The sequence below is a fragment of the Marinilabilia salmonicolor genome (genome assembly GCF_003003035.1).
GTDB lineage: Bacteria > Bacteroidota > Bacteroidia > Bacteroidales > Marinilabiliaceae > Marinilabilia > Marinilabilia salmonicolor_A.
Genome location: NZ_PVTS01000004.1, coordinates 211,495 through 232,610, shown reverse-complemented (window position 1 = coordinate 232,610; position 21,116 = coordinate 211,495). Strand labels below are relative to the sequence as shown.

General features: G+C 43.3%; 14 protein-coding genes. 4 read left to right on the top strand and 10 right to left on the bottom strand.

Annotation, left to right across the window (positions count from 1 at the left end; genetic code table 11):
* Positions 1-36: 36 nt before the first annotated feature.
* Together BY457_RS05880 and BY457_RS05875 are read right to left on the bottom strand one after the other, a co-directional pair.
* Entirely contained in the window at positions 37-3,204 is a 3,168-nt protein-coding gene (locus tag BY457_RS05880; protein WP_106152406.1) for an efflux RND transporter permease subunit, read from the bottom strand.
* A gap of 8 nt (positions 3,205-3,212) precedes the next feature.
* The gene (locus BY457_RS05875) at positions 3,213-4,328 is read right to left on the bottom strand and encodes an efflux RND transporter periplasmic adaptor subunit (RefSeq protein ID WP_106152405.1); all 1,116 of its coding nucleotides are present in this window, start codon (positions 4,326-4,328) and stop codon (positions 3,213-3,215) included.
* Between the two features lie 695 nt (positions 4,329-5,023).
* Here BY457_RS05875 and BY457_RS05870 point away from each other — a divergent pair.
* Positions 5,024-5,929: a DMT family transporter gene (locus BY457_RS05870; protein ID WP_106152404.1), complete on the top strand. Its 906-nt coding sequence runs from the start codon at positions 5,024-5,026 to the stop codon at positions 5,927-5,929.
* 2 nt (positions 5,930-5,931) lie between these two features.
* Here the strand turns inward: BY457_RS05870 and BY457_RS05865 are convergent, their stop codons facing one another.
* On the bottom strand, positions 5,932-6,819 hold the full coding sequence (locus tag BY457_RS05865) for a DMT family transporter (RefSeq protein ID WP_106152403.1): 888 nt from the start codon (positions 6,817-6,819) through the stop codon (positions 5,932-5,934).
* A 310-nt stretch (positions 6,820-7,129) separates the two neighbouring features.
* Here BY457_RS05865 and BY457_RS05860 point away from each other — a divergent pair, with 310 nt between their 5' ends.
* Both BY457_RS05860 and BY457_RS05855 read left to right on the top strand, forming a co-directional pair.
* Positions 7,130-9,451, top strand: coding sequence for a TonB-dependent receptor (locus BY457_RS05860; protein ID WP_106152402.1), 2,322 nt, complete (start codon positions 7,130-7,132; stop codon positions 9,449-9,451).
* A 137-nt stretch (positions 9,452-9,588) separates the two neighbouring features.
* Positions 9,589-10,440 carry a DUF4249 family protein gene (locus tag BY457_RS05855; RefSeq protein WP_106152401.1) on the top strand — a complete coding sequence of 284 codons (852 nt, stop codon included), beginning with the start codon at positions 9,589-9,591 and terminating at the stop codon, positions 10,438-10,440.
* A gap of 379 nt (positions 10,441-10,819) precedes the next feature.
* Here the strand turns inward: BY457_RS05855 and BY457_RS05850 are convergent, their stop codons facing one another.
* The 4 genes from BY457_RS05850 to BY457_RS05830 form a co-directional block, all read right to left on the bottom strand.
* A complete protein-coding gene (locus BY457_RS05850; RefSeq protein WP_106152400.1) occupies positions 10,820-11,257 on the bottom strand; it encodes an RpiB/LacA/LacB family sugar-phosphate isomerase in 438 nt (145 codons plus the stop codon).
* 156 nt (positions 11,258-11,413) lie between these two features.
* A complete protein-coding gene (locus BY457_RS05845) occupies positions 11,414-12,703 on the bottom strand; it encodes a galactokinase (protein ID WP_106152399.1) in 1,290 nt (429 codons plus the stop codon).
* 324 nt (positions 12,704-13,027) lie between these two features.
* Complete coding sequence (locus tag BY457_RS05840) at positions 13,028-14,317, bottom strand: hypothetical protein (protein WP_106152398.1); 1,290 nt, start codon at positions 14,315-14,317, stop codon at positions 13,028-13,030.
* Positions 14,318-14,609: 292 nt separating this feature from the next.
* Positions 14,610-15,395 (bottom strand): ion transporter, encoded by a 786-nt coding sequence (locus BY457_RS05830; RefSeq protein ID WP_106152396.1) that lies wholly within the window; start codon positions 15,393-15,395, stop codon positions 14,610-14,612.
* Positions 15,396-15,792: 397 nt separating this feature from the next.
* Between BY457_RS05830 and BY457_RS05825 the strand changes: the two genes are divergently transcribed.
* Complete coding sequence (locus BY457_RS05825) at positions 15,793-16,746, top strand: calcium/sodium antiporter (RefSeq protein ID WP_106152395.1); 954 nt, start codon at positions 15,793-15,795, stop codon at positions 16,744-16,746.
* Positions 16,747-16,868: 122 nt separating this feature from the next.
* On the opposite strand, the gene BY457_RS05820 is transcribed toward BY457_RS05825, so the two are convergent.
* The 3 genes from BY457_RS05820 to BY457_RS05805 all read right to left on the bottom strand — a co-directional run bounded on the left by BY457_RS05820 (position 16,869) and on the right by BY457_RS05805 (position 21,081).
* Complete coding sequence (locus tag BY457_RS05820) at positions 16,869-17,996, bottom strand: lipid II:glycine glycyltransferase FemX (protein WP_106152394.1); 1,128 nt, start codon at positions 17,994-17,996, stop codon at positions 16,869-16,871.
* A 69-nt stretch (positions 17,997-18,065) separates the two neighbouring features.
* On the bottom strand, positions 18,066-19,511 hold the full coding sequence (locus BY457_RS05815) for a TrkH family potassium uptake protein (protein WP_106152393.1): 1,446 nt from the start codon (positions 19,509-19,511) through the stop codon (positions 18,066-18,068).
* Between the two features lie 679 nt (positions 19,512-20,190).
* Entirely contained in the window at positions 20,191-21,081 is an 891-nt protein-coding gene (locus BY457_RS05805) for an endonuclease/exonuclease/phosphatase family protein (RefSeq protein WP_106152391.1), read from the bottom strand.
* Positions 21,082-21,116: the final 35 nt, after the last annotated feature.

Genomic DNA, 21,116 nt, shown 5'->3' with positions numbered 1-21,116 from the left:
GCTTTGCTTGCAAAGAATCCGCACCTACTGTACCTGCTAATCAAGAGAACGGTTTTTCAAAACGTTTACTTTCTCCACCTCTTCGGGTGAAGGACGACGACCGGTAAACAGCCACTTCATTAAAACCCTCAGATCATTCAGTGCCATAATAACGACGGGGAAAAAAATCAGGATAAACGCTGTTCCAAACAAAATACCATAAGCCAGGGCCATTGCCATGGGAATCAGGAACTGGGCCTGCCGGCTGGTTTCCAGTATTATGGGATATAACCCGAGTGTGGTAGTAAGCGTTGTAAGAACAATGGGTCTGAATCTGGCCAATCCTGCCTCAAAAGCAGCATTCCTCACCGATAACCCCTCCTCCAGCAACTGATTGTATTTTTGAAGGAACACCACTGCATCGTTGACAATTACACCGGAAAGTGCCACCATTCCCCACACGCTGAGCATAGACAAAGGAATACCATGTATTGCATGTCCCCAGGCAGCGCCTAACCACCCCAGAGGAATCATCACTAACACAATAGCCCCTTGTCCGAATGACCTAAAATGAAACATAATCAGAACCATAATAATTCCGAATGCCGGAAGAAAATACTTGGCAATTTCATTTTGCGATTCGGAAGCATACTTCTGTTGTCCCTGGTAAAAATAACTAACCCCCGGATACTTAGCCTGAATCTGGGGCATGATTTCATTGCTCACACGCTCCAAAATTGGCGGGACAGGTTCATAAGGATCTATCAGATCGGCGTCAATGCGCATCTCACGTTTACCATTAAAGCGTTGAATTGCTACCGGACCACGTTCCAGATTATAGGTTACCAGCTCAGTCAGCGGATATTCCCCTTGCGGTGTCTTTATCTTCATATCTTCCAACTGACCAATTTCCTCTCTTTCTCCTGGAGGATAACGCACCCAGACTCTGATTTCATCTTTCCCCTGTTGCAATCGCTGAGCCTGTGCACCAAAGAAGGCATTTCTTACCTGGTTCATAATGGTAAACATATCCAATCCCAGATAATAGGCTTTGGGTTTCAATTTTATCCTGACTTCCTGAGCTCCGGGTGCCTCATTGTCCACAACATCGGTTAACTCCGGAATATCCTGCAGTTCTTCCAATAAAAAGTCGCGGGCCTGGTCCAGCTCTTCCAGATTATCCCCCATAAGGCTGATGGAAACAGGTTCTCCCCAACGGTTTCGGCCGGCAACTGAAAATTTATCCGCGGCAGGAACTGCTCCGATATATTCTCTTACTCTGGTGGCAATGTCAAAGGCGGATATTTCACTCCCCTCAAGATTTCTAAGGTTCACTGCAATATGACCGGCGTGTGATCCCGATTCATCTCCATCAAATGAACTACCCATTACCAGGTAAGTATAATTCACAAAGTTGGCAGTATCGTTGTATTCCTCCATCAGTGAATCATTTACTTCCCACACAGCCTTTTCAAAATCCATCAGATATTCGTAGGTCTGCTTCTCTCCTTCACCGGGTGTAAATGCGACGTTCACATTAAAACTATCAGGCGGAATATTGGGAAAAAAGGTGGAAGAGATAATGCCACCTCCAAACAATCCAATAGTAATCAATAGTAATGCAAGGGGTACCGCAAGAGCTACATGTCGGTGACGAAGAATAAATGCAAGCGACCGTCCATATAAACGATTCCGCATCCACAGTATGTAACGCTCCAGACGGTCACGAAAACGATTGCCGAAGTTCACAGCCTCTTTCTTACGCTGCAAAATATGTGGTGAGCCGATATGAGCGGGCAATACCAGCGTGGCTTCAACCAAAGAAAAGGCCAGACTGGCAACAACGACAAAAGCCATTTCGCCCATCATTTCCATATTTCCCTCAATTAGCATCAGCGGAACAAAAGCGATAATGGTCGTTGATACAGAGGTGATAACCGCTGGCAACACCTCCAAAGTACCATCAACTGCAGCTTTACGGGGAGATTTACCCTTCTCAAAATGAGAAAAGATATTTTCAGCCACCACAATACCGTCATCCACCAAAATACCTACTACCAAAATCATCCCGAAAAGGGATATCATATTAATGGTAACACCATACATTCCGGCCACCAGAAACATCCCTAAAAATGATGAAGGAATCCCCCAGGCCACCCACATGGAAAGCCTGAAGCTTAGGAAAATTGCCAGAATAATAATTACCAGCAACAAACCAAAACCACCGTTTTTATACAAAAGATGAAGTCTGGAATTCAGCAAATCAAGGAAATCAAAGGTTGCAATCAGTTCGGCGTCATCATGGGTCCTGTTGAACTCCTCAGCGTACTTGTGAACAAAATCGGAGATGGCCTCCAAATCCTCCGTAATCAGTTTATCAACGGATAAATATAACGCCCGGTTTCCATTGAGCCAGGCACCACTTGGGGTTTCAGAAAACTGTAAAAATACCTTTCCCAAATCACGAATACGAATAAGCCTTCCGTTGGGGTCAGCGGTCACCACATAATCGGCTATCTCATCCGGGTCAACAGTCCTTGACCTGGATCGAATAATCAGATACTGGTCGTCGCTACGCAACTGACCACCCGACACATCCCGGTTATTTCTGGAAATGGCATTACTGATATCAGTATGTGTGAGACCGTATCTCAACAACACCTCTTCCTTTATCTCAACAGCTATTTCAAGCGCCGGATAGCCTCCGATATTAATCTGACTCATCAGGCCGCTTGCCAGAAAATCATCCTCTATTCTTTGAGCAAGTGTTTTCAATCGCAACATATCGGCTTCCCCATACAATCCCAACCTGATGGCTGGCGTTGTAGAACGCCGTTTAAAAACAATCGAGCGCTCAGCATCCACAGGCATACTGGAAATACCGTCAACGGCATTTTTTACCTCCTGCAGCACCTCATCAATATCGTATTCACCTGTGGTTTCAATATTTACCCTGGTGAAATTTTCGCGTGAGGTGGAATTAATCTCTTTAATCCCAACCAGTCCTCTGATGGCCTGCTCAATACGAACAGTAATACCCTCCTCCATCTCTTTTGGACTGGCTCCCGGATAGGTAACAGTAACGTAGATATTACGGGTTTCCCGTTCCGGAAAGAAAGATTTTTTTAATTGCAAAAAACCAAAAATCCCCGATACAAGAATTACCACAATAAACAGGTTGGCATAAAAAGGGTATCGTACAAATGTTTCTATCAGTCTGCGCATAACTCTCTTTATCGAAGAATTTTATAGATTGGATTTCCTGTAACATTCAACAATGGCTCTACCACCAGTTCTTCTCCCTCATGCAACCCTCTCAGGAAAAGTGTCTGATCATTCCGCTTCACAATTTCAATAGGCTTTTCAATCAAACGCATCTCCTCAAGAACATACACATGATTGTTATTAAATACAGCATTTCGGGGCATCTCCATCACATCCTTTACCTTACTTCCATACAGATGAGCGGTCAGATACATTCCGTCAAACAATCCGTAGCTTCCCGGAACAGATACAAATACACTGACTGCCTGAGATGAGGGATTGACCACCGAACCAATACGCTTCACAACACCTTTCCATGCGGCGGAAGAGTTATCATTCTCTACCTGCACAGAGTCACCTACTGATATAAACCGGACTTCATCCATAATTACGGGTACTTCCAACTCATAAACATCCGTGCGAACGATGGTTGCCAACTGACTTCCCGGGTTGACCACCACACCCGGATCCTGCATAATATTATTGAAGGCACCGGTAAACGGAGCTCTTATCTGATGCTTCTCCAGTCGTGCCTGATCTGCCAAAATGGAATAGTAATCACTGATAATATTCCGTGAAGCAAGAAAGATTCGCTCTTTGGAAGATTGGGGTTCAGGCATCGCCGGCAATGGTTTCTCAATATTGATGTTTTCAAAAAAAGATTCCCAACGAGAAAAGGAATCAGGGAAATCAAGACGCAAGTCGGGTAAGATTACCGCCAAACTTTGAAGGAAACGACTCTTACGAGCTTTCAGGCCTAAAGGAAATTCAGGGTTGACCACTTCTGCCAGAATCTGACCTTTCTGAAATTTCTGGCCATTGCGAAAAGGAACATCCCCTTCACTCAACCGACCGGTAACCTCAGAACTCACCACCACCTCATTTAAAGCATGCAATCGGCCTGATGAAGATACCACAGCCTGCAAATCCTTATACTGAACCGTTTCTGCTTTCACATAAACATCCACCTGAGGCTTGGGAGTTGGCTTGGGTTCCTTTTTAAGCGAAAACAACACAAACATTACAACAACACCAGCTAAAACAATCCCTGCTGCAATGGCGAAAATCCAGATTTTCCTTTTCATCAGTATATAAGTTATCTAAGTTATTGGTCTGATGAAACTCGTCCCGAACATTCGGTACTCGTTTCATTCGTTTAAAATTTTGTAATTATCTGATAAATATCTAATAAAAGCTTGAGAACGAATGGAGCCGCATCGCTCTCGCATAATATTCTTTAAACATATTCCTATTGTGGCCAGCTTTTCCATGCTCGTTATTTATGCTCAAAAATATCTGCACCGGTTATATTTTTACAGTTAGCATAGACCTGCAAAAACACAAATCGTTTAATTAGTACCAACAATAAAACCAGGCTTTTTTAGCCTTTGATAAGAATTGCCAAATATAAAGCTTTCAAAGTTCTTGAATCCAGGGAGTTTACATTTTTCGCAAACAACTGATTCAAAACAGAGAACAATGTGCCACATTGAGCCTGTCGAAATGCAGTAATTGGTGTTTTCTTGCAAAGCCAAATTAGAGTCCGTCTATAAACTGAGCAATTTTTTTTGGTCCTGTTTCTGGTCAGAAAGTGCCAATTGCAAGGCTTTCGAAGCCGCCAAAAGCACAATCGGGATGAGTATTTTGACGACAAGCGTAACGCAGCAAATGTTATTTTATGGACAGACACAAATTAGTTTCTGTGAATATCGGGTTTAATTTGCCCCAAAATTACTTTCTTTAACGCCTCAAACCATACAAAGTTCAGAATTAAGTTCACATGGAATACATCACATCGCATCTTGGCGAGCTGGCAGCCCTTGTCACCGCTATTTGCTGGACAGCCACCAGCATGGCCTTTGAGTCGGCCGGAAAAAAAGTAGGGTCATTATCGGTCAACCTCATCCGTTTGGTGATGGCCCTGGTATTGCTGGGCATTTTTACCACCATCACTCGTGGTCATTTCTGGCCTGTGGATGCCGGGATGCACGCGTGGTTTTGGCTAAGTCTCTCAGGACTGGTAGGATTTGTGATTGGCGATCTTTTGCTTTTTCAGGCTTTTGTGGTAATTGGTGCCAGGGTGTCCATGCTTATTATGGCCCTTACCCCTCCTCTGGCGGCACTGTTTGGCTGGCTCATTTTGGGCGAACAAATGACACTGATCAATACCTTTGGAATGGTCCTGACGATTTTGGGGATTGCTCTGGTAATTTTGGGTCGCCCAATGAAGGGAAAACGGCTGTCATTCAACTTTCCTCTGGCGGGACTATTGCTGGCTTTTGGTGGTGCTGCCGGCCAGGCTCTCGGACTCGTCCTTAGCAAGTTGGGGATGGGGGATCTGGATGCTTTTATGTCCACCCAAATACGCGTTATTGCCGGAATCATTGGTTTTGTGCTTGTCTTTTTTGGGTGGCGCAAATGGGGAAATGTATGGACAGCCTTGAAGAACAAATCAGCCATGGGACGCATCGGTATCGGAGCATTCTTTGGTCCCTTTCTGGGGGTTTCATTCAGCTTGTTGGCAGTAAAATACACCACCACAGGTATTGCCTCCACATTAATGGCACTCACTCCCGTAATGATTATCCTGCCGGCCCGGTATATTTTTAAAGAGAAAATTACCACTAAAGAGGTGGTCGGGGCCTTTATTGCTGTGGCAGGAGTTGTGGTGTTTTTTGTGTTTTAAAACTACCCCAGCAACAACAACACAATACCTACCAAAATTCCCCCAAGGTAAACAGCCTTTTTCTTCACATTCTTCTCGCCATACATCAGGGCACCAAAAACGAACGGAACAATAACACTACTTCTTCGCAGGGCTGAGATAACTGAAATAAGCGATTCCGGTTCACTGATGGCATAGAAATAAAAAAAATCGGCAATGACAAGAAAGAGTCCGATGAGCGGAATGGTCCATCGCCAGAAGAAAGGTGTGCGCGATGGTCGCTTGCGACGAACAATCCACAAAATGGGCAGCAACAACGCAACCTGATAAAAGGAGAACCAGGCCTGAACAGCTACTCTGTCCATCTGACGTAGAATATGTTTATCGTACAATGCACTGACAGCCCCTGCAAGAGTTCCGATAATCACAAACCACATCCATTTATTATTACGAAAGGAAAGCCCCTCGAGTTTGCCGACCGTAGAAAACCTGAAAAAGAAAAAGAGGGTCACTAACAACCCCGCCCACTGGTAAAAATTTAGTTGTTCTCCGAAAATGATAAGGGCTCCGATTAAAGTCCACAGTGGTCCGGTAGCCCTGACAGGCGTCACGATTGTCAGTGGTAAATGCTTCAGTGCAAAATAATTAAACACCCAGGAGGTAAGGACTATGGCCGTTTTTAGCAACACCATCCAGTGCTCCCTGGCAGTTAGTCGCGGAACAAATACCATATCACCGGCCTCCAAAACACCGGAATTAGACAATAGCAGTAAAGGAAGAAAGATAATGCTACTGGTAAGTGCTCCAAAAAACAACACCGGCCACACCGCATTCTCCTTCAGAGAAACCTTTTTGAGTATATCGTAAAATCCAAGAAAAAATGCAGATGCAAGTGTTAGTATCAGCCACATGGTGCAATTATCAGTGTTCAATTATCAATGTTCAGAGTGCAAATATCAGTGTTCAATAAATGGTGTGACGGCTGGTACCTCATCAGCACACCAGATTTTGCCTGCAAAGGTAGCAAAATATCCTATCCGGTTAATTTCGCAGTTCATCGGGCCCAATAGGCTGCTCATCCAATTTGCCTATCAATGCTGTAATATATTCTCTACTTTTGCAGGCATAAACAGGAAGAAATCACGAATGGTTTTAATCTTTTCGTGAAAAGCATATTTTTTCACAATAACCTCTTAAACCAGAGTAACCTAATACCTTTTTATGAAACGATATTTATGGACGCTCCTATTTTGGATTCTTTGTTCCCCAATCATCTTCGCACAAAATAATTTTACCATCAGTGGATATGTAAAGGACAAGGATACAGGAGAGACACTGATTGGAGCAACCATCTACGTTAAAGAACTTCAGGCAGGAACCACCTCCAACGACTATGGCTTTTACTCCCTGACCATCCCTGCCGGTAAATACAATATAAAGTATGGATTTGTAGGATATGCCAATCGGTTGGAGACCATAGATTTGCAAAGCAACATTAAGATGAATGTGGACTTTGCTCCCACCAGCATTGAACTGGGGGCCGTCGAAATTAAAGGGAGAGCCAGTGACCATAACCTCAAAAGCACCCAAATGAGTATGGTGCAAATGGATGCCCAAACCCTGAAAAATCTCCCGGTGATTTTTGGAGAGTCCGACCTGATGAAATCTATCCAGATGATGCCAGGTATTCAAACGCCTGTGGAAGGAAGCAGCGGTTTTAGTGTCCGTGGAGGAGGCATGGATCAGAACCTGATTTTGTTGGATGAAGCTACGGTTTACAATCCCAGTCACCTGATGGGATTTTTCTCTGTATTCAATTCTGATGCGGTGAAAGATGTGACCCTTTACAAAGGAGATATCCCGGCATCTGACGGAGGACGCTTATCATCTTTACTCGATGTAAAGATGAGGGATGGCAACAAGAAAGATTTCAGTGCAGAAGGAGGCCTGGGACTGATATCAAGTCGGTTAACAATAGAAGCCCCGATCAAAAAAGACAAAGGCTCCTTCATCCTTTCAGGACGCAGAACTTATGCCGATGTATTCCTGAAATTATCTCCTGATTCTGCCATCAACAACAACACCCTCTTCTTCTATGATCTGAATGCCAAACTCAATTATGAACTCAACAGCAACAATCGGATTTTTCTAAGTGGCTATTTTGGAAAAGACAAATACGGATATGCCGATGATATGGGAATGAACTGGGGCAATGCCACTTTTACGGCCCGCTGGAATCACCTTTTTTCCGATCAGTTGTTCTCCAACCTCACACTTCTGTACAGCAAATACAATTACCAGGTGGAGGTCAATGATGGTAGCCCCACATTTGACTGGACCTCATACATGGAGAACCTGAGTGCCAAATACGATTTTAGCTGGCTGATGAGCCCTGCAACTACTGTCCGTTTCGGAGGCCAGGCCATCAAGCACTTTATTCAGCCGGGACGCTTCGAAGTATCCAACCAGGTGAGTGCCTACAAAGTGCCGGACAATAAAGACCTTGAGTATGGTATTTATCTTCTTGGGGAACAAAAAATTGGCGACAAGTTAAAAATAAATGCAGGGCTACGATTCTCCGCGTTTCAAAATATGGGCAAAGCAACGGTTTACCGCATCGCTGAAAACTTTCAGGTGACAGACACCATCAACTATGAACACAACAAAATTTTCAACACCTACACCGGCTGGGAACCCCGAATAAGTATGCGCTACCTGCTCAATGAAAAAAATTCCCTCAAAGCCTCCTACAGCCGCACCTATCAATACATACAGCTGGCTTCCAACTCAACCAGCGGTACGCCACTGGATGTATGGTTTCCGGCTTCGGAGCATGTAAAACCGCAAATTTGCGATCAGGTTTCTGTGGGATGGTTCAGAAACTTCCGACAAAACAGTTACGAGGTTTCTGTGGAAACCTTTTACAAATGGATGGATCATCAAATAGATTTTGATCCCAATGCCAATTTGATGCTCAACAACCAATTGGAAAAAGACATCCGATTTGGTGAGGGACACTCTTACGGAGCTGAATTTCTTCTTAGAAAAAATGAAGGCAATCTCACCGGCTGGATTGGATATACCTGGTCACGGGCATTCCGTCAGTTTCCCGACATCAACAATGGAAAAGAATACCGGGCCAACTACGACATTCCACACAACCTGAACATCATCCTCAATTATCAAGTATCTCAAAGAGTCGGAATATCATCGGCCTGGACCTATCGCACAGGAGCACCGATCACCTATCCCACCATGCGATTCAGACACGCCGATTCCAGCCTGCCCATTTATGGAGATAAAAACAGTGCCAGACTGCCCGACTATCACCGACTCGATTTATCAGTCACCATCAAAGGAAAAAACAAACCCGACCGTAAATGGGAAGGTGAATGGCACATCGGAGCCTACAATGCCTACAACCGTGCCAACGCCTATTCGGTGCAATTCGAAGAGGATCCGGATACCCCCAATAAAATGAATGCCTACAAAACGGTTATGTTTCGCATTGTGCCATCGGTCACCTATAATTTTAAGTTTTGAAGTTAGAGACTGATTCTTAGAGGTTAGATGTTGGAAGTTAGAGGTTAGATGTTAGAAGTTGGAGGTTAGACGTTGTAGGTTGGAAGCTGGATCTTAGAAGTTAGAAGCTGGAGGTTAGAAGTTAGAAATTTGAAAATATGAAAAATAAACATTTTGAAGTAATGAATTCGTTTAAGAAAATTATATTTCCTGTTCTAGTGATTATATCTACCATTGCCTGTGAACGCATCGCCTTTGATCCGGGTATAGAAACTCTGAATGAGGAGTTACCGGTAGTTTACGGCATATTGGGCAAGCATCCCGATTATCGTACCATTGAACTCACCCGCACTGCCCCTTATATGGACGGATCGAAAATTGCAACAATCGATCATGCAGAGGTGACTGTTTCAGATGAGCAAACCACCTATTCATTTGAATGGATTGGAAATGGACAATACATTGCTCCTGAAAATTTTCAACCGGGAATAGACATCACCTATTATCTGAATATAGAAGTTGATGGAGAAGTTTATGCAGCTCAATCCAGCATGCCTCCTTCTGTTAACATGCATTCGCTAAAAGTGCAGAAAGACCGGTGGGAAACAGACGACAATAACATTTATGAAGTCACCGGCTGGGTGAAAGACAACGAGCGGGAAGATGAAAGATTTCTTTTTAAGTACACCATCAACGATGTCCGATATGATTCGGTGCAGGTCTGGTCACATTATACCGATCAGCTGAGCAACAACCTTTGGCTTGAGGATGCTCAACTCTTTGGAAACATAGAAGCCAATCCCGGGGACACCATTGATGTTTATGCATTATCTGTAAGCACAGAATACTATAACTTTGTTCAGGCCGCTGAGAAAAACCGGGTCAGCTCCAACCCGTTCACCCCTCCTCCGGGGGTCCCCATCACGGGAAACATCAGCAATGATGCTCTGGGAATTTTTCAGGTTTCAGCAATTGTGCAGCAAACCGCTACGGTTCCTGAAAAACAATAGTTGTTGGTCTTTTCTTGCAAAGACTAGTAGGGCGTTCGAAAAATAGTATTTCAAATATTTTGCTTTCATTTTTTCTTTCTGCAAGGCAAAATTTTGAAGCATAGCCATAGCTACGTTGAAAAATTTTAACGATGCAGAATGGGAAAAGGGATGTAAAATATGAAATAGTATTTTGTGATCACACTACTATCTTAGTGTTTGTCTATAAAGTCAGGAAAGTTGGCAAAAAGGCATGTGTCTGGTCAGAAAGTGACAGTTGCAAGGCTTGCGAAGCCGCCAAAACGGAGTTTATTTGGGTAAATGAGCATTTGGGCGGCAAGCGTAACAGCCTGCCCCGATTCTTCGTGGACGCAAATGGTACTTTATGGACAGACACTAATTACAAATCGATTTTATCAATCCGCCGCTGATGTCGGCCACCTTCAAATTCAGTGGTCAGGAAAGCATCTATGATTTCTTTGATCTGATCTGCTTCGAGAAAACGGGCAGGCATGGCACAGATATTGGCATCATTGTGAGCCCTTCCCAGACGTGCAATCTCGGGATTCCAGCTGTAAGCAGATCGAACACCTTTATGCTTATTCAGAGTAATATTAATGCCATTTCCGCTTCCGCAAAACGCAATCCCCTGTTTCAATTCTCCTCCTGAAATGGCCTGCCCCAGTGGATGTGCAAAATCTGCATAATCAGCACTTTCAGCCGATGGAGCACCAAAATCTTCCACCGTAAACCCCTTCTCTTCGAGGTATTTTTTGGCCATCTCTTTCATGTCGTATCCGGCATGATCAGAAGCAATTCCAATAACTTTGTTTTTCATTTTCTGCAAATAAACAAAATATCAAAAATGTGTAAACAATCGGCGTAGGAGTCTTGTCTCATCCGGTTGTTTCACAAAAGTATGGTTATTTTTTCTGGCTTTAAAGAAATCATGATTTTTTTCACCTTTTTGAGGAATATGTCCCCTTGCAGGTGATCATAGCACTACTTTTATTGAACCTTCAGGCCGGATAAACATGGTATGACATTTTCCTTTTCCATAAACATGTTCCAGCGTTTTCACATACTCCTGCAATTTTTCCTGAGGTACAAATGCCTGAATGGTGCCACCAAAACCACCTCCATGTACCCTCCAGGCACCTTTGCCTTTCAGCACCATTTCACTAAGCGCCAGCCCCAGAGATACAACCTGTTCCTCCTTATGAGTGATGTCATAGATATTCTGATTGTACATATAGGAACTTTGACCCGATTCAACCACCATCTTCAGGAATGACTGGAAATCATTTTCTTCCAGTGCTTTTACCTGGTCGGCCACCCTCTTGTTATCTCCCTGAAAATGAATCGCACGCAGAATAGCCCGATCACCGGTTTTTTCACGAATCTCCGGGATTTTATCCACTATTTGCTCAAGAGTGACCTCACGAAGCACCTCGGCGCCCAATTCCCGGGCTACCGATTTCATCTCTGTGGGAAGCGAAGCATATTCCTGCTGTGAAGCCGGATCGTCATGGCCTCCACCCACATCAGTAATCACCAGTGAGTATCCGGAGGAAACAAAGTCAAAACCAATCGGCTTCACAACCGGATCGGAAGGATCTTTAAAGTCAATCGTAATCAGGCCGCCTACCGAACAAGCCGTTTGGTCCATCAGACCACAGGGCTTACCAAAGAAATTGTTTTCGGCCCATTGTCCAATGATGGCATTCTCTACTGCATCCATTTTTCCATCATTAAACAAATGGTTGACGATGGCACCAATCAAAACTTCAAACGAAGCAGAAGAACTCAGTCCGGAGCCTTTGGGCACCCTACCCTCGATACAGGCATCAAATCCACCCGCGTTGTATCCATTGGCCTTCATTTTGGCCACAATGCCACGCACCAAAGCAGTAGAGGTGTAATGCTCTTGTTCATTAGGTTCCAGGTTGGACAAATCTACCTGAAACTCAGGGTATCCTGCCGATTTAATGCGGATGATGTCTGTTCCGTTAGCAGCAGCTACTGCAATATTGTCCAGGTTGACAGCTCCGGCCAACACCCGCCCATGGTTATGATCGGTATGATTACCTCCAATCTCAGTGCGTCCGGGTGAGGAAAATAATTCCACATCATCCTGGTCAAAGATGGATTTGAACTCCTCCATCAATTCCGCATATCGTTCAGCCTGAGATTTCAGTTCGCCGGCATCAGTGCCGTACAAACGCTTAAAAGCCTCATTGTTACCATTATTAATTTGCTGAATAAGAGATTCTATTTTAGCCATAAAACACCTATTTTTTTAGATTACCGATTCGGTAACGTTATTTTAAACACTTATGATTCTATTCCGATCATTTTCGCTCACTGAGTTTCTCCGCTTTTCCCTTAAAGAGAATACTTGATGAAACAAGTATGGCAACAATTAAATGAGTCTGCTCTTAAGCCTGCTAATTTAAAAAGTATTTTTTACTTTTTAAACTAATTTTGCAGAAAAATACCTCTAAACAAAAATATTTCAACCTTCAAAAAACAAAAACCCACTCTCCCTTTGCGATAATGGGGCATGGGGAAAAATGGGATTATCTATTAAATGAAACAATTACCAACCTTAAAATCTGGTGTTTACCACATTCGAAAACTCAGAACCAAAACGATATGAAATTCCCACATTGGTATAAATCTGGTAGCTGGTAGATTGAGCTCTTTCCTGAAGCAGAAGTTCCTCAAGGGTTGCTTCACCCGCCGGGATGGTCAAAAGGTCATTGGTTAAGTCAAGATCACTGTGAAAACTCAAAGAAAGGCCTTTAATCAGCCTCAAGCTGAAACCGGAATAAAACTCCAGTCTGTTAGCGTCGAAATCATGAAAATAGTGCGATCCTTTAATGCCCCCCCAAAGAGATCCCCAGGGTTGATCAAAATCTACAGCTATACGAAGCGCCTGCTTAAAAAGTGTTTCCTGCTTTTTTAAAAAAATAGTTTCTTCCAGATAGTAATTTTGTGCAGCACCCATGGTATAAGCGAAAGTAATTGCCTTTTCTGTGGCATCAGAATAAGGGAATAGGCTGTATTCGATACCCGGAGTTGGTTCAACATTGAACTCCATATTGTGAAAAGTACTGGTCAGCATATTCAAAAACAAACCGGCAGACCAATGCTGACTGAGACTTCGAATCATATACCCTTCAAATCCATGACGGTAATTATTGCTTTCTATCTCCCCGTCCTCTTCTGAAGTATAATTGCTCTTGTTTAAGTTAAAATAGGGACGCATCCTTATTTTCCAATCATCAGAAACCTTATCTGCATAAAACCCCCACCTTGAATTGAACTTCGTTTGTGATGCTTCTTTATAGAAATTGGCACCTCCATAAACCTCAAAAACCCAGTTTTTCCATGGGTCATCAACAGGTTTACGCTCCATAGACATTATGCTGTCACTTATGTTCACGGTAATCAAACTATTCAGACCTGTGTTGGCCAAATAGGGCGCCAATCCCAATTTCAGTCGTTCGACCAGTCCCCTGCGGGTGTCATCCTCAGTATTGGACGCAGGTGCCCAATAAGTAATCTCGTTATTCATGTCCTCAAATCTTTGACGCCCCAAAAAACTTATGACATAGTTTTCACCGCCTGCTCCTGATCTCTGACGATTGATTTTCACATGCACCTGCGATACCTGGCGGTCGCGGACATAATTAATCACAGGGAGGGATTCCCGGATATACTGATTGAAAAAAGGAAAATCCAGAAAAACCGAAATGATATCTGCAGAATAAACCTCTCCCGGCTCATCACAACTTTTTGCCGGATTCGAAAACCCAAAAGATAGCACCAATAAAATAACAGAAAAAACCTTTACAAAAACGGAGACACCAAACCATCTGAAAGCAAGAATCATAAATCAATAATTTAATATTTGGATGGATACGAAATCGATAGAAAAAAGTTCTTTTCGACGCTTAACAATCGATTGCAAAAATAACAAACCGCATAACAGGAACCAAATATGGATTCTTGAACAGAAAATCATTGGTGATAAGAGTTTTAATAGAACGAACGGGGGTTTTTGGATAAAGTTTTTATTTTTTCAAGACATCTTTACAGGTATAGCCATAGCTACAGCGAAAAAGATTAACGAAGAAAACAGGATTACAGCGCAAAAATTTGTACGGGACATTACGATTCTTACACTATATTGTCTCACCGCAATGACTGCAATACCTTGCATCTGAGAGATTTTCTCTTCCGCATTTCGTACATCTGACACGAGTATTGTTCTGACGGGATATTTCGGCAGTAACAATACCTGTAGGGACGGCAATAATAGCATATCCAATGAGCATGATGAAGGAAGCGATAAACTTACCCAAATCGGTCTGAGGGACTATATCACCATACCCCACCGTAGTAATGGTAATGATTGCCCAGTAAATACTCTTGGGGATACTGTCAAACCCCTCTTCTGCACCTTCAATTACATACATAAGTGTTCCCAAAAACAATACAAGAATTAAAATTGCAGTAAAAAAGATGGTAATCTTATAAAGGCTCGACCTTAATGAACTTGCCAAAGATCTGGCCTCTGAGGTAAACCGGGCCAGCTTGAGCACTCTAAATACCCTGATGAAACGTAAAAAACGAATTACAAACAACAACTGTGCTGCAGGAAAGAGAACACTTAACCAGGAAGGAATGGCAGCCAGAAAGTCTATCACCCCCCAGAAACTGAAGACATATTTATGAGGCCTGGGGCTGATATAGATTCGCAATAAATATTCAAGAGTAAAAAGTGTCGTAAAAAACCATTCCACACCCTCAAAAAGCTTTCCAAAACGTTCATTTAAAACAGGTACACTTTCCAGCAATACAGTAAGAACACTGAGAAGAATTGCCCAGAGTAAAATCACATCAAAGGTTTTTCCTGCCTTCGTATTGGAGTAAAATACAATTATATTTAATCTGTTTCTGAGACTCATGAAAAATATTTTTCTCTAAAATAGCAGAAAAAGCGTTTATATCATATTTTTGCAACAATGAAACAAATAAGATTTTTTTCACTATAATCCGGAAAAACTATTATCATGAAAGAAAATTGCTTCGTTCTGCCAGCAATGACATATTAGGTGCGCACTTGCAATGACGAGGCTTTTCGAACATAGTGAACCAGGTCAAAAAAGCTTATTGCAGATAAAACAGCACAAAAACAGATATCTGTCATCACTACCATGGCTGTTCAATATGGATTGTTCCAGGGATTTTCCCTCATAATTGAAACATTTCCAAAATATATCACTCCCCAGCCCTGAGAGCTGCGAACAAGAAGCTAAAAACTACCCTCCAAGCGTTTACAACAAATTCTAAAATACCTGCCATATGATTTTCACATCTTTATTGCTGATACTTGGATTGACGCTGCTGCTCAAAGGAGGTGACTGGCTTGTGGACGGGGCCTCAACCCTGGCCCGAAAATATCGTATTTCGGAACTCGCTATAGGACTCACCATCGTGGCTTTCGGAACCTCGGCTCCCGAACTCGTGGTAAATGTTCTCGCCTCCGTGGATGGGCATGCCGACATTGCCTTCGGTAATGTTATTGGCAGCAATAATTTTAATCTTTTGCTGATTCTGGGCCTATCAGGATTAATAGCTCCCATTGCTGTCGGAGCAGGCACTGTCTGGAAAGAAATTCCTATGTCACTTATTGCTGCCGTTGCACTGCTTTTATTGGCCAACGATCAGCTTTTCGGTGAAAGCGCATTGGTATTGTCACGCATCGACGGCGTCATTCTATTGGCACTTTTCGCTCTGTTTCTATTTTACATCTACCGAAATATGAGAACTGAACCACAACCGGATGAATCAACAAAAAAACAGCACTCTTTAATAAAGACAATTTTATCGATTGTTGGAGGATTAGCAGGGTTGATTCTGGGTGGACGCCTCGTAGTAGATTCATCCATAGAGATTGCCCGTTTCTTTCAACTGAGTGAAAAAATTATCGGGCTAACAATCGTAGCCGCAGGGACTTCTTTGCCCGAACTGGTAACTTCACTGATAGCTGTAAAAAAGAAAAACAACGATTTAGCAGTAGGCAACATCCTTGGGTCTAATATTTTCAACATCTTTCTTATTCTCGGAATTAGTGCTACCATCCGACCAATGCCCTTTAGCACTGCCTTCAATACAGATATAACCATATTGTTGGTAGGAACCGTTGCCCTTTTTGTGGCTATGTTCACCGGTGTTAGAAAAAAACTTGACCGATGGGAAGCGGCCCTTTTTGTGGCATTCTTTACGGGATATATGATCTATTTGGTGCTGCAATAGCAAAGGGCCGGGAGCCGAGAGAATGGTGCATGGAGCCAGGGGCCGGGGCAGAGTGCAGTGACTTGTCCCAAAAATGGTTTACATACCCAAAAAACTTAAGTGCCCTATTTTATTTACACCTTTTACCCAAGATGATAACCGGTAGCATTCATTTCCGCCAGGCGGTACTGCTCATATCCCTCTTCATCAAGGGAATAGTCCCAGCATCCCTGGCGATGTATTTTTGTTCCGCCAAAGCCTGTTTTAAAGCGGTAAAGTCCGTACATTGGATGTTCCGGATCGGGTGTAGGGGAAATTCCAAACATATCATACTCTTTACAACCGGCTTCCTTGCTGTGCCGGATGGCTCCCCACTGAAGTGCATGACTGGCCTGAAGATCTCGGTGTTGACCACTGGAGGCTCCGTACAGATAGGTTGCTCTTTCTCCCGATCGGGCCAGGAACATACCGGCAAAAGCCTCGCCGTCTTTCTCCGCAAGTAGTAAATCCACCTCACCCGGTGAATCTGTATCATCTGCCCGTGTCTGAAAAACCTGCTTAAAAAATGACAAATCATTTGCTGCCAATCGATTACGCGAATAAGTTTCATCATACAACCGGAACCATTTATCCAGTTCATCCATACCCGCACGTCGCACCTCCACACCTTTACGCTGAGACAATCGAATATTGTAGCGTGTTTTTGATTTCATCTCGGAAAGCAGGGTATCTTCTTCTTTATCCAGATCCAACATCACCGTGTGTGCAGGAAGCATATCAGAAGGTGCTTTGCGCAGATTAAAGTTTCGGGTATCAAAATTCATACGCATCTCCTGAACATATGCATCAGGAGGCCCCAGCCAGATACCATCTTCAGAAAAATATTCATCTTCCCTTGCCCAGGGAGATTCCCAACAAAGATCATAACGAATAAAGAGACAATCCTCAGGAAGAAAATTCCGCAGCTGTTCTGATATCTCTTCCAGCCAGATGCCGCGTCGTTCTTCATCGGGCAGCTGTTCCGGACCAAAAGGGACATAAGCCATATACCGCCCCCCACCGATGGCACGCAAAGTAATCAGTATATCACCCTCACGCTCATGCTTTCCAAACCGGGTGCCTGAAAATGCCTCACTTTTTCCCAGTGAGAGATCAAAAGCATGGGTTCCCCAGCCCTGCTTATTTTTCAACCGTGCCCAAAAAGCAGTCTGCTGCAATACATTGGTCGGAATAATTTCTCTTGTCGGTTTTGGCTCAACATCTACGTTCATCACTTCCTTTTTTTTGCTATCTACCTGATTTTGGGCGCAAAGGAAATAAAAATAAAGTGGAATAAAAAATCAGTCCTTCCAGAAATCGAGGGTAAACAAGACAAAAACGGTGGTAAGTTCCAGACGTCCAAGAATCATCAGAAAAGAGAGGAAAAACTTGCCCCCATCAGGAATCATGGCAAAATTACTTGTCGGCCCTACCTCCCCAAAAGCAGGTCCTATCGCACCCATGGAGGAAATAACCGACGCCATGGCAGTAATGGCATCCACATTCATAAAGATCATCACAACTGTTCCCACAAAAGCAGTCACAAAATAAAGAACGATAAAGCCCAGAATTGTACTGACCTTCTCATCATCCACCACTTCTCCGTTTACGCGCAAAACAATAACAGAGTTGGGATGCAAAAGTCGCAGGAAATTGACATAAAAACTCTTAAAGGCTACCACCAAACGAATGACCTTAATACCCCCACCAGTACTCCCAACGCTGGCACCTACAAAAAACAGCAGAAAAATGACAAACCAGCCTCTTGTTGGCCAAAGTAAGTAATCATCGGTAATAAAACCGGTGGATGTAATAATGGAAACTACCTGAAAGAATGCTTTCCGAAATGCTTCTTCGACTCCCAGGTTCAGATGTCGAACCAATATTACAGTGATGACAACACCTGCAACCAGAATAATCCCCAGATAGGTCCTCAACTCATCGTTGCGCCTCAACTTTTTAAACTTCCCTTTTATTAGGAAGTAATGCAGGGTAAAATTAACACCAGCCAGCAACATAAATACAGTAATGACATACTGAATATAAGGAGAATACCCGGCAATACTGTCATTTTGCGTGGAAAACCCGCCTGTCGCGATCGTTCCAAAACTGTGACAAAGGGATTCAAAAAAATCCATATTGCCAAACATCAGAAAAACCACTTGTAAAAAGGTAAGTCCCAGATAAATTCCCCAAAGACGTTTGGCGGTACTGGCTGTTCGGGGGGTAAGTTTCTCATAGGATATGCCGGTGGCTTCCGACTTGAACAAATTGTAACCACCAACCCGCAGCATTGGCAGAATGGCAACCACCAAAACAATGATTCCCATACCCCCGATCCAATGTGTCATACTGCGCCAATACAGGACACTGCGAGGCAATGCTTCTATGTCATTCAATATAGAGGCACCGGTAGTGGTAAGTCCGGAAACCGATTCAAAAAAGGCATCTTCAAAAGTGGCAATGGATTGTGTAAACAAATATGGTAATGTACTGAAAGCAGAAATCACCACCCAGGCAAAAGTAACCGTCAGATAACTCTCGCGTAACCCGAGGCTGGGCTTCAGATTGATGGATGTACCAAGAAAAAGCCCGGCACCTCCCAGCAGGGTGATTATGCAGGCATAAAAATGCCCCCAAAAGGTAGCTTCTTCATACACCCCAACCCAGATAAAGTTGGTGCACATAAAAAGCCCCAGGATAATCAATACCCTGCCCAATATGTTCAGTACAAATCGAATGTTCATGCCTGTCTGATTTTGCCGCGGCAAATATAGTGCTTTATCCCTTAAACCCTAATCCCGATTGTGGTTTTCAAATAAACAACCATCAGGCTGAAGGCCGGGTTTGACTTTTACCCGGGGCAACGTCTCGGGGGCTCAAACCAAACCCCAAAAACCGTTTTGTTGGCCGCGGCGCGGTCAACAAAACGATTTTATGGGAAATTTACTTTTCCCGGGGTGGTGCCCCGGGCTATTTTCAGTTAGGCTTTCAGCCTGGGTTCTTTTTGACAAAAAAAGCGTCAATTAAAAATTTGTCAGATTCCAGATATTGTGATGGTTTTAATAAACCAAATTACTTTAACCATTTTCCAAAAAGGACTTCATCACTAAATCGTTAATCACGATTATGGTTTTTGTATTAACAATCATCAGGCTGAAGGCCGGGTTTGACTTTAACCCGGGGCAACGTCCCGGGGGCTCAAACCAAACCCCAAAAACCGTTTTGTTGGCCGCGGCGCGGTCAGCAAAACGATTTTTTTTGGAAACTCACTATTCCCGGGGGGGTGCCCAGGGCTATTTTAGTTGAGCTTTCAGCCTGGGTTCTTTTTGACTTAAAAAAGATCCCTTGAAAATATGTCAGATTCTTAATGTTGCGGTGGACTTGAGAACAAATTTGTTTTCCCCATTCAGGTTTTTCGATAAACTAATCCACATCAAAAACCGCAACCACAGGCCGGTGATCAGAGATAAAGTCTTCATAATCTTCAAAACACTGATCTGCGCGGACAGTCATTACCGATTCAAAATAACTGAACCACTCATCAGTAATCAGAATATGATCGATGTGACTTGGCCATGACGGGTAGGACCAATATTGCTCTCCCCCGTCGGCAATAGTCTCATCAACGAATCTGTAAAGTTCAGATGCATCGGAAAAATTTGAAAAAACATCGTCAATGGCTTTATCCTCATTCAGTTCATCATTCCAGTCCCCCAACACGATCACAAAATCATCCGGATGATTGACATCAATATATTCCTGAAGCATTGTTGAGGCAATACGACGACGACCAACAGACTGATCATCTCCCATGGCCTTCAGATGAAGATTCACAAGCAATGTTTCCTGCCCGCTCTCACGATGTCTGACTTTTATTACAAACGGTGTGCGGGGAAAATTGTAGGTATCATCCTCAAACCAAACCTGAGTAGATTCCGCCAGCAATTCCACTTCGGTTGCTTTTACCAGATATCCCAATGATTGGCCGTAACTGGTCGGTGCAGTCGTAAAAACAGCTTCCCAACCCTCCATTTGATTGGCCAGTTCGACCAAAGCACCTTCGCTGGAGATTTCCTGAACAGCCACCACATCTGCATTGAGATGCTCCAGCAATTCGGCAGTATGCATAATGGTATTTCCTGATTTTGGGAAGTTCTCCAGATTAAATGTCACAATTTCCAGATCATCATTCGGTTCAAAACTCTCCACACACCCGGCAAAAGGACTGTCGTTATTTACGGTTCCATTGGTATCTTTATCACAAGAACCCAGTATAAACCAGAATGTCAGTAAAAAAAACAAAGATTTTTTCATAAAAATTTTTTTTCATCTGTAATACAAAAACCCTC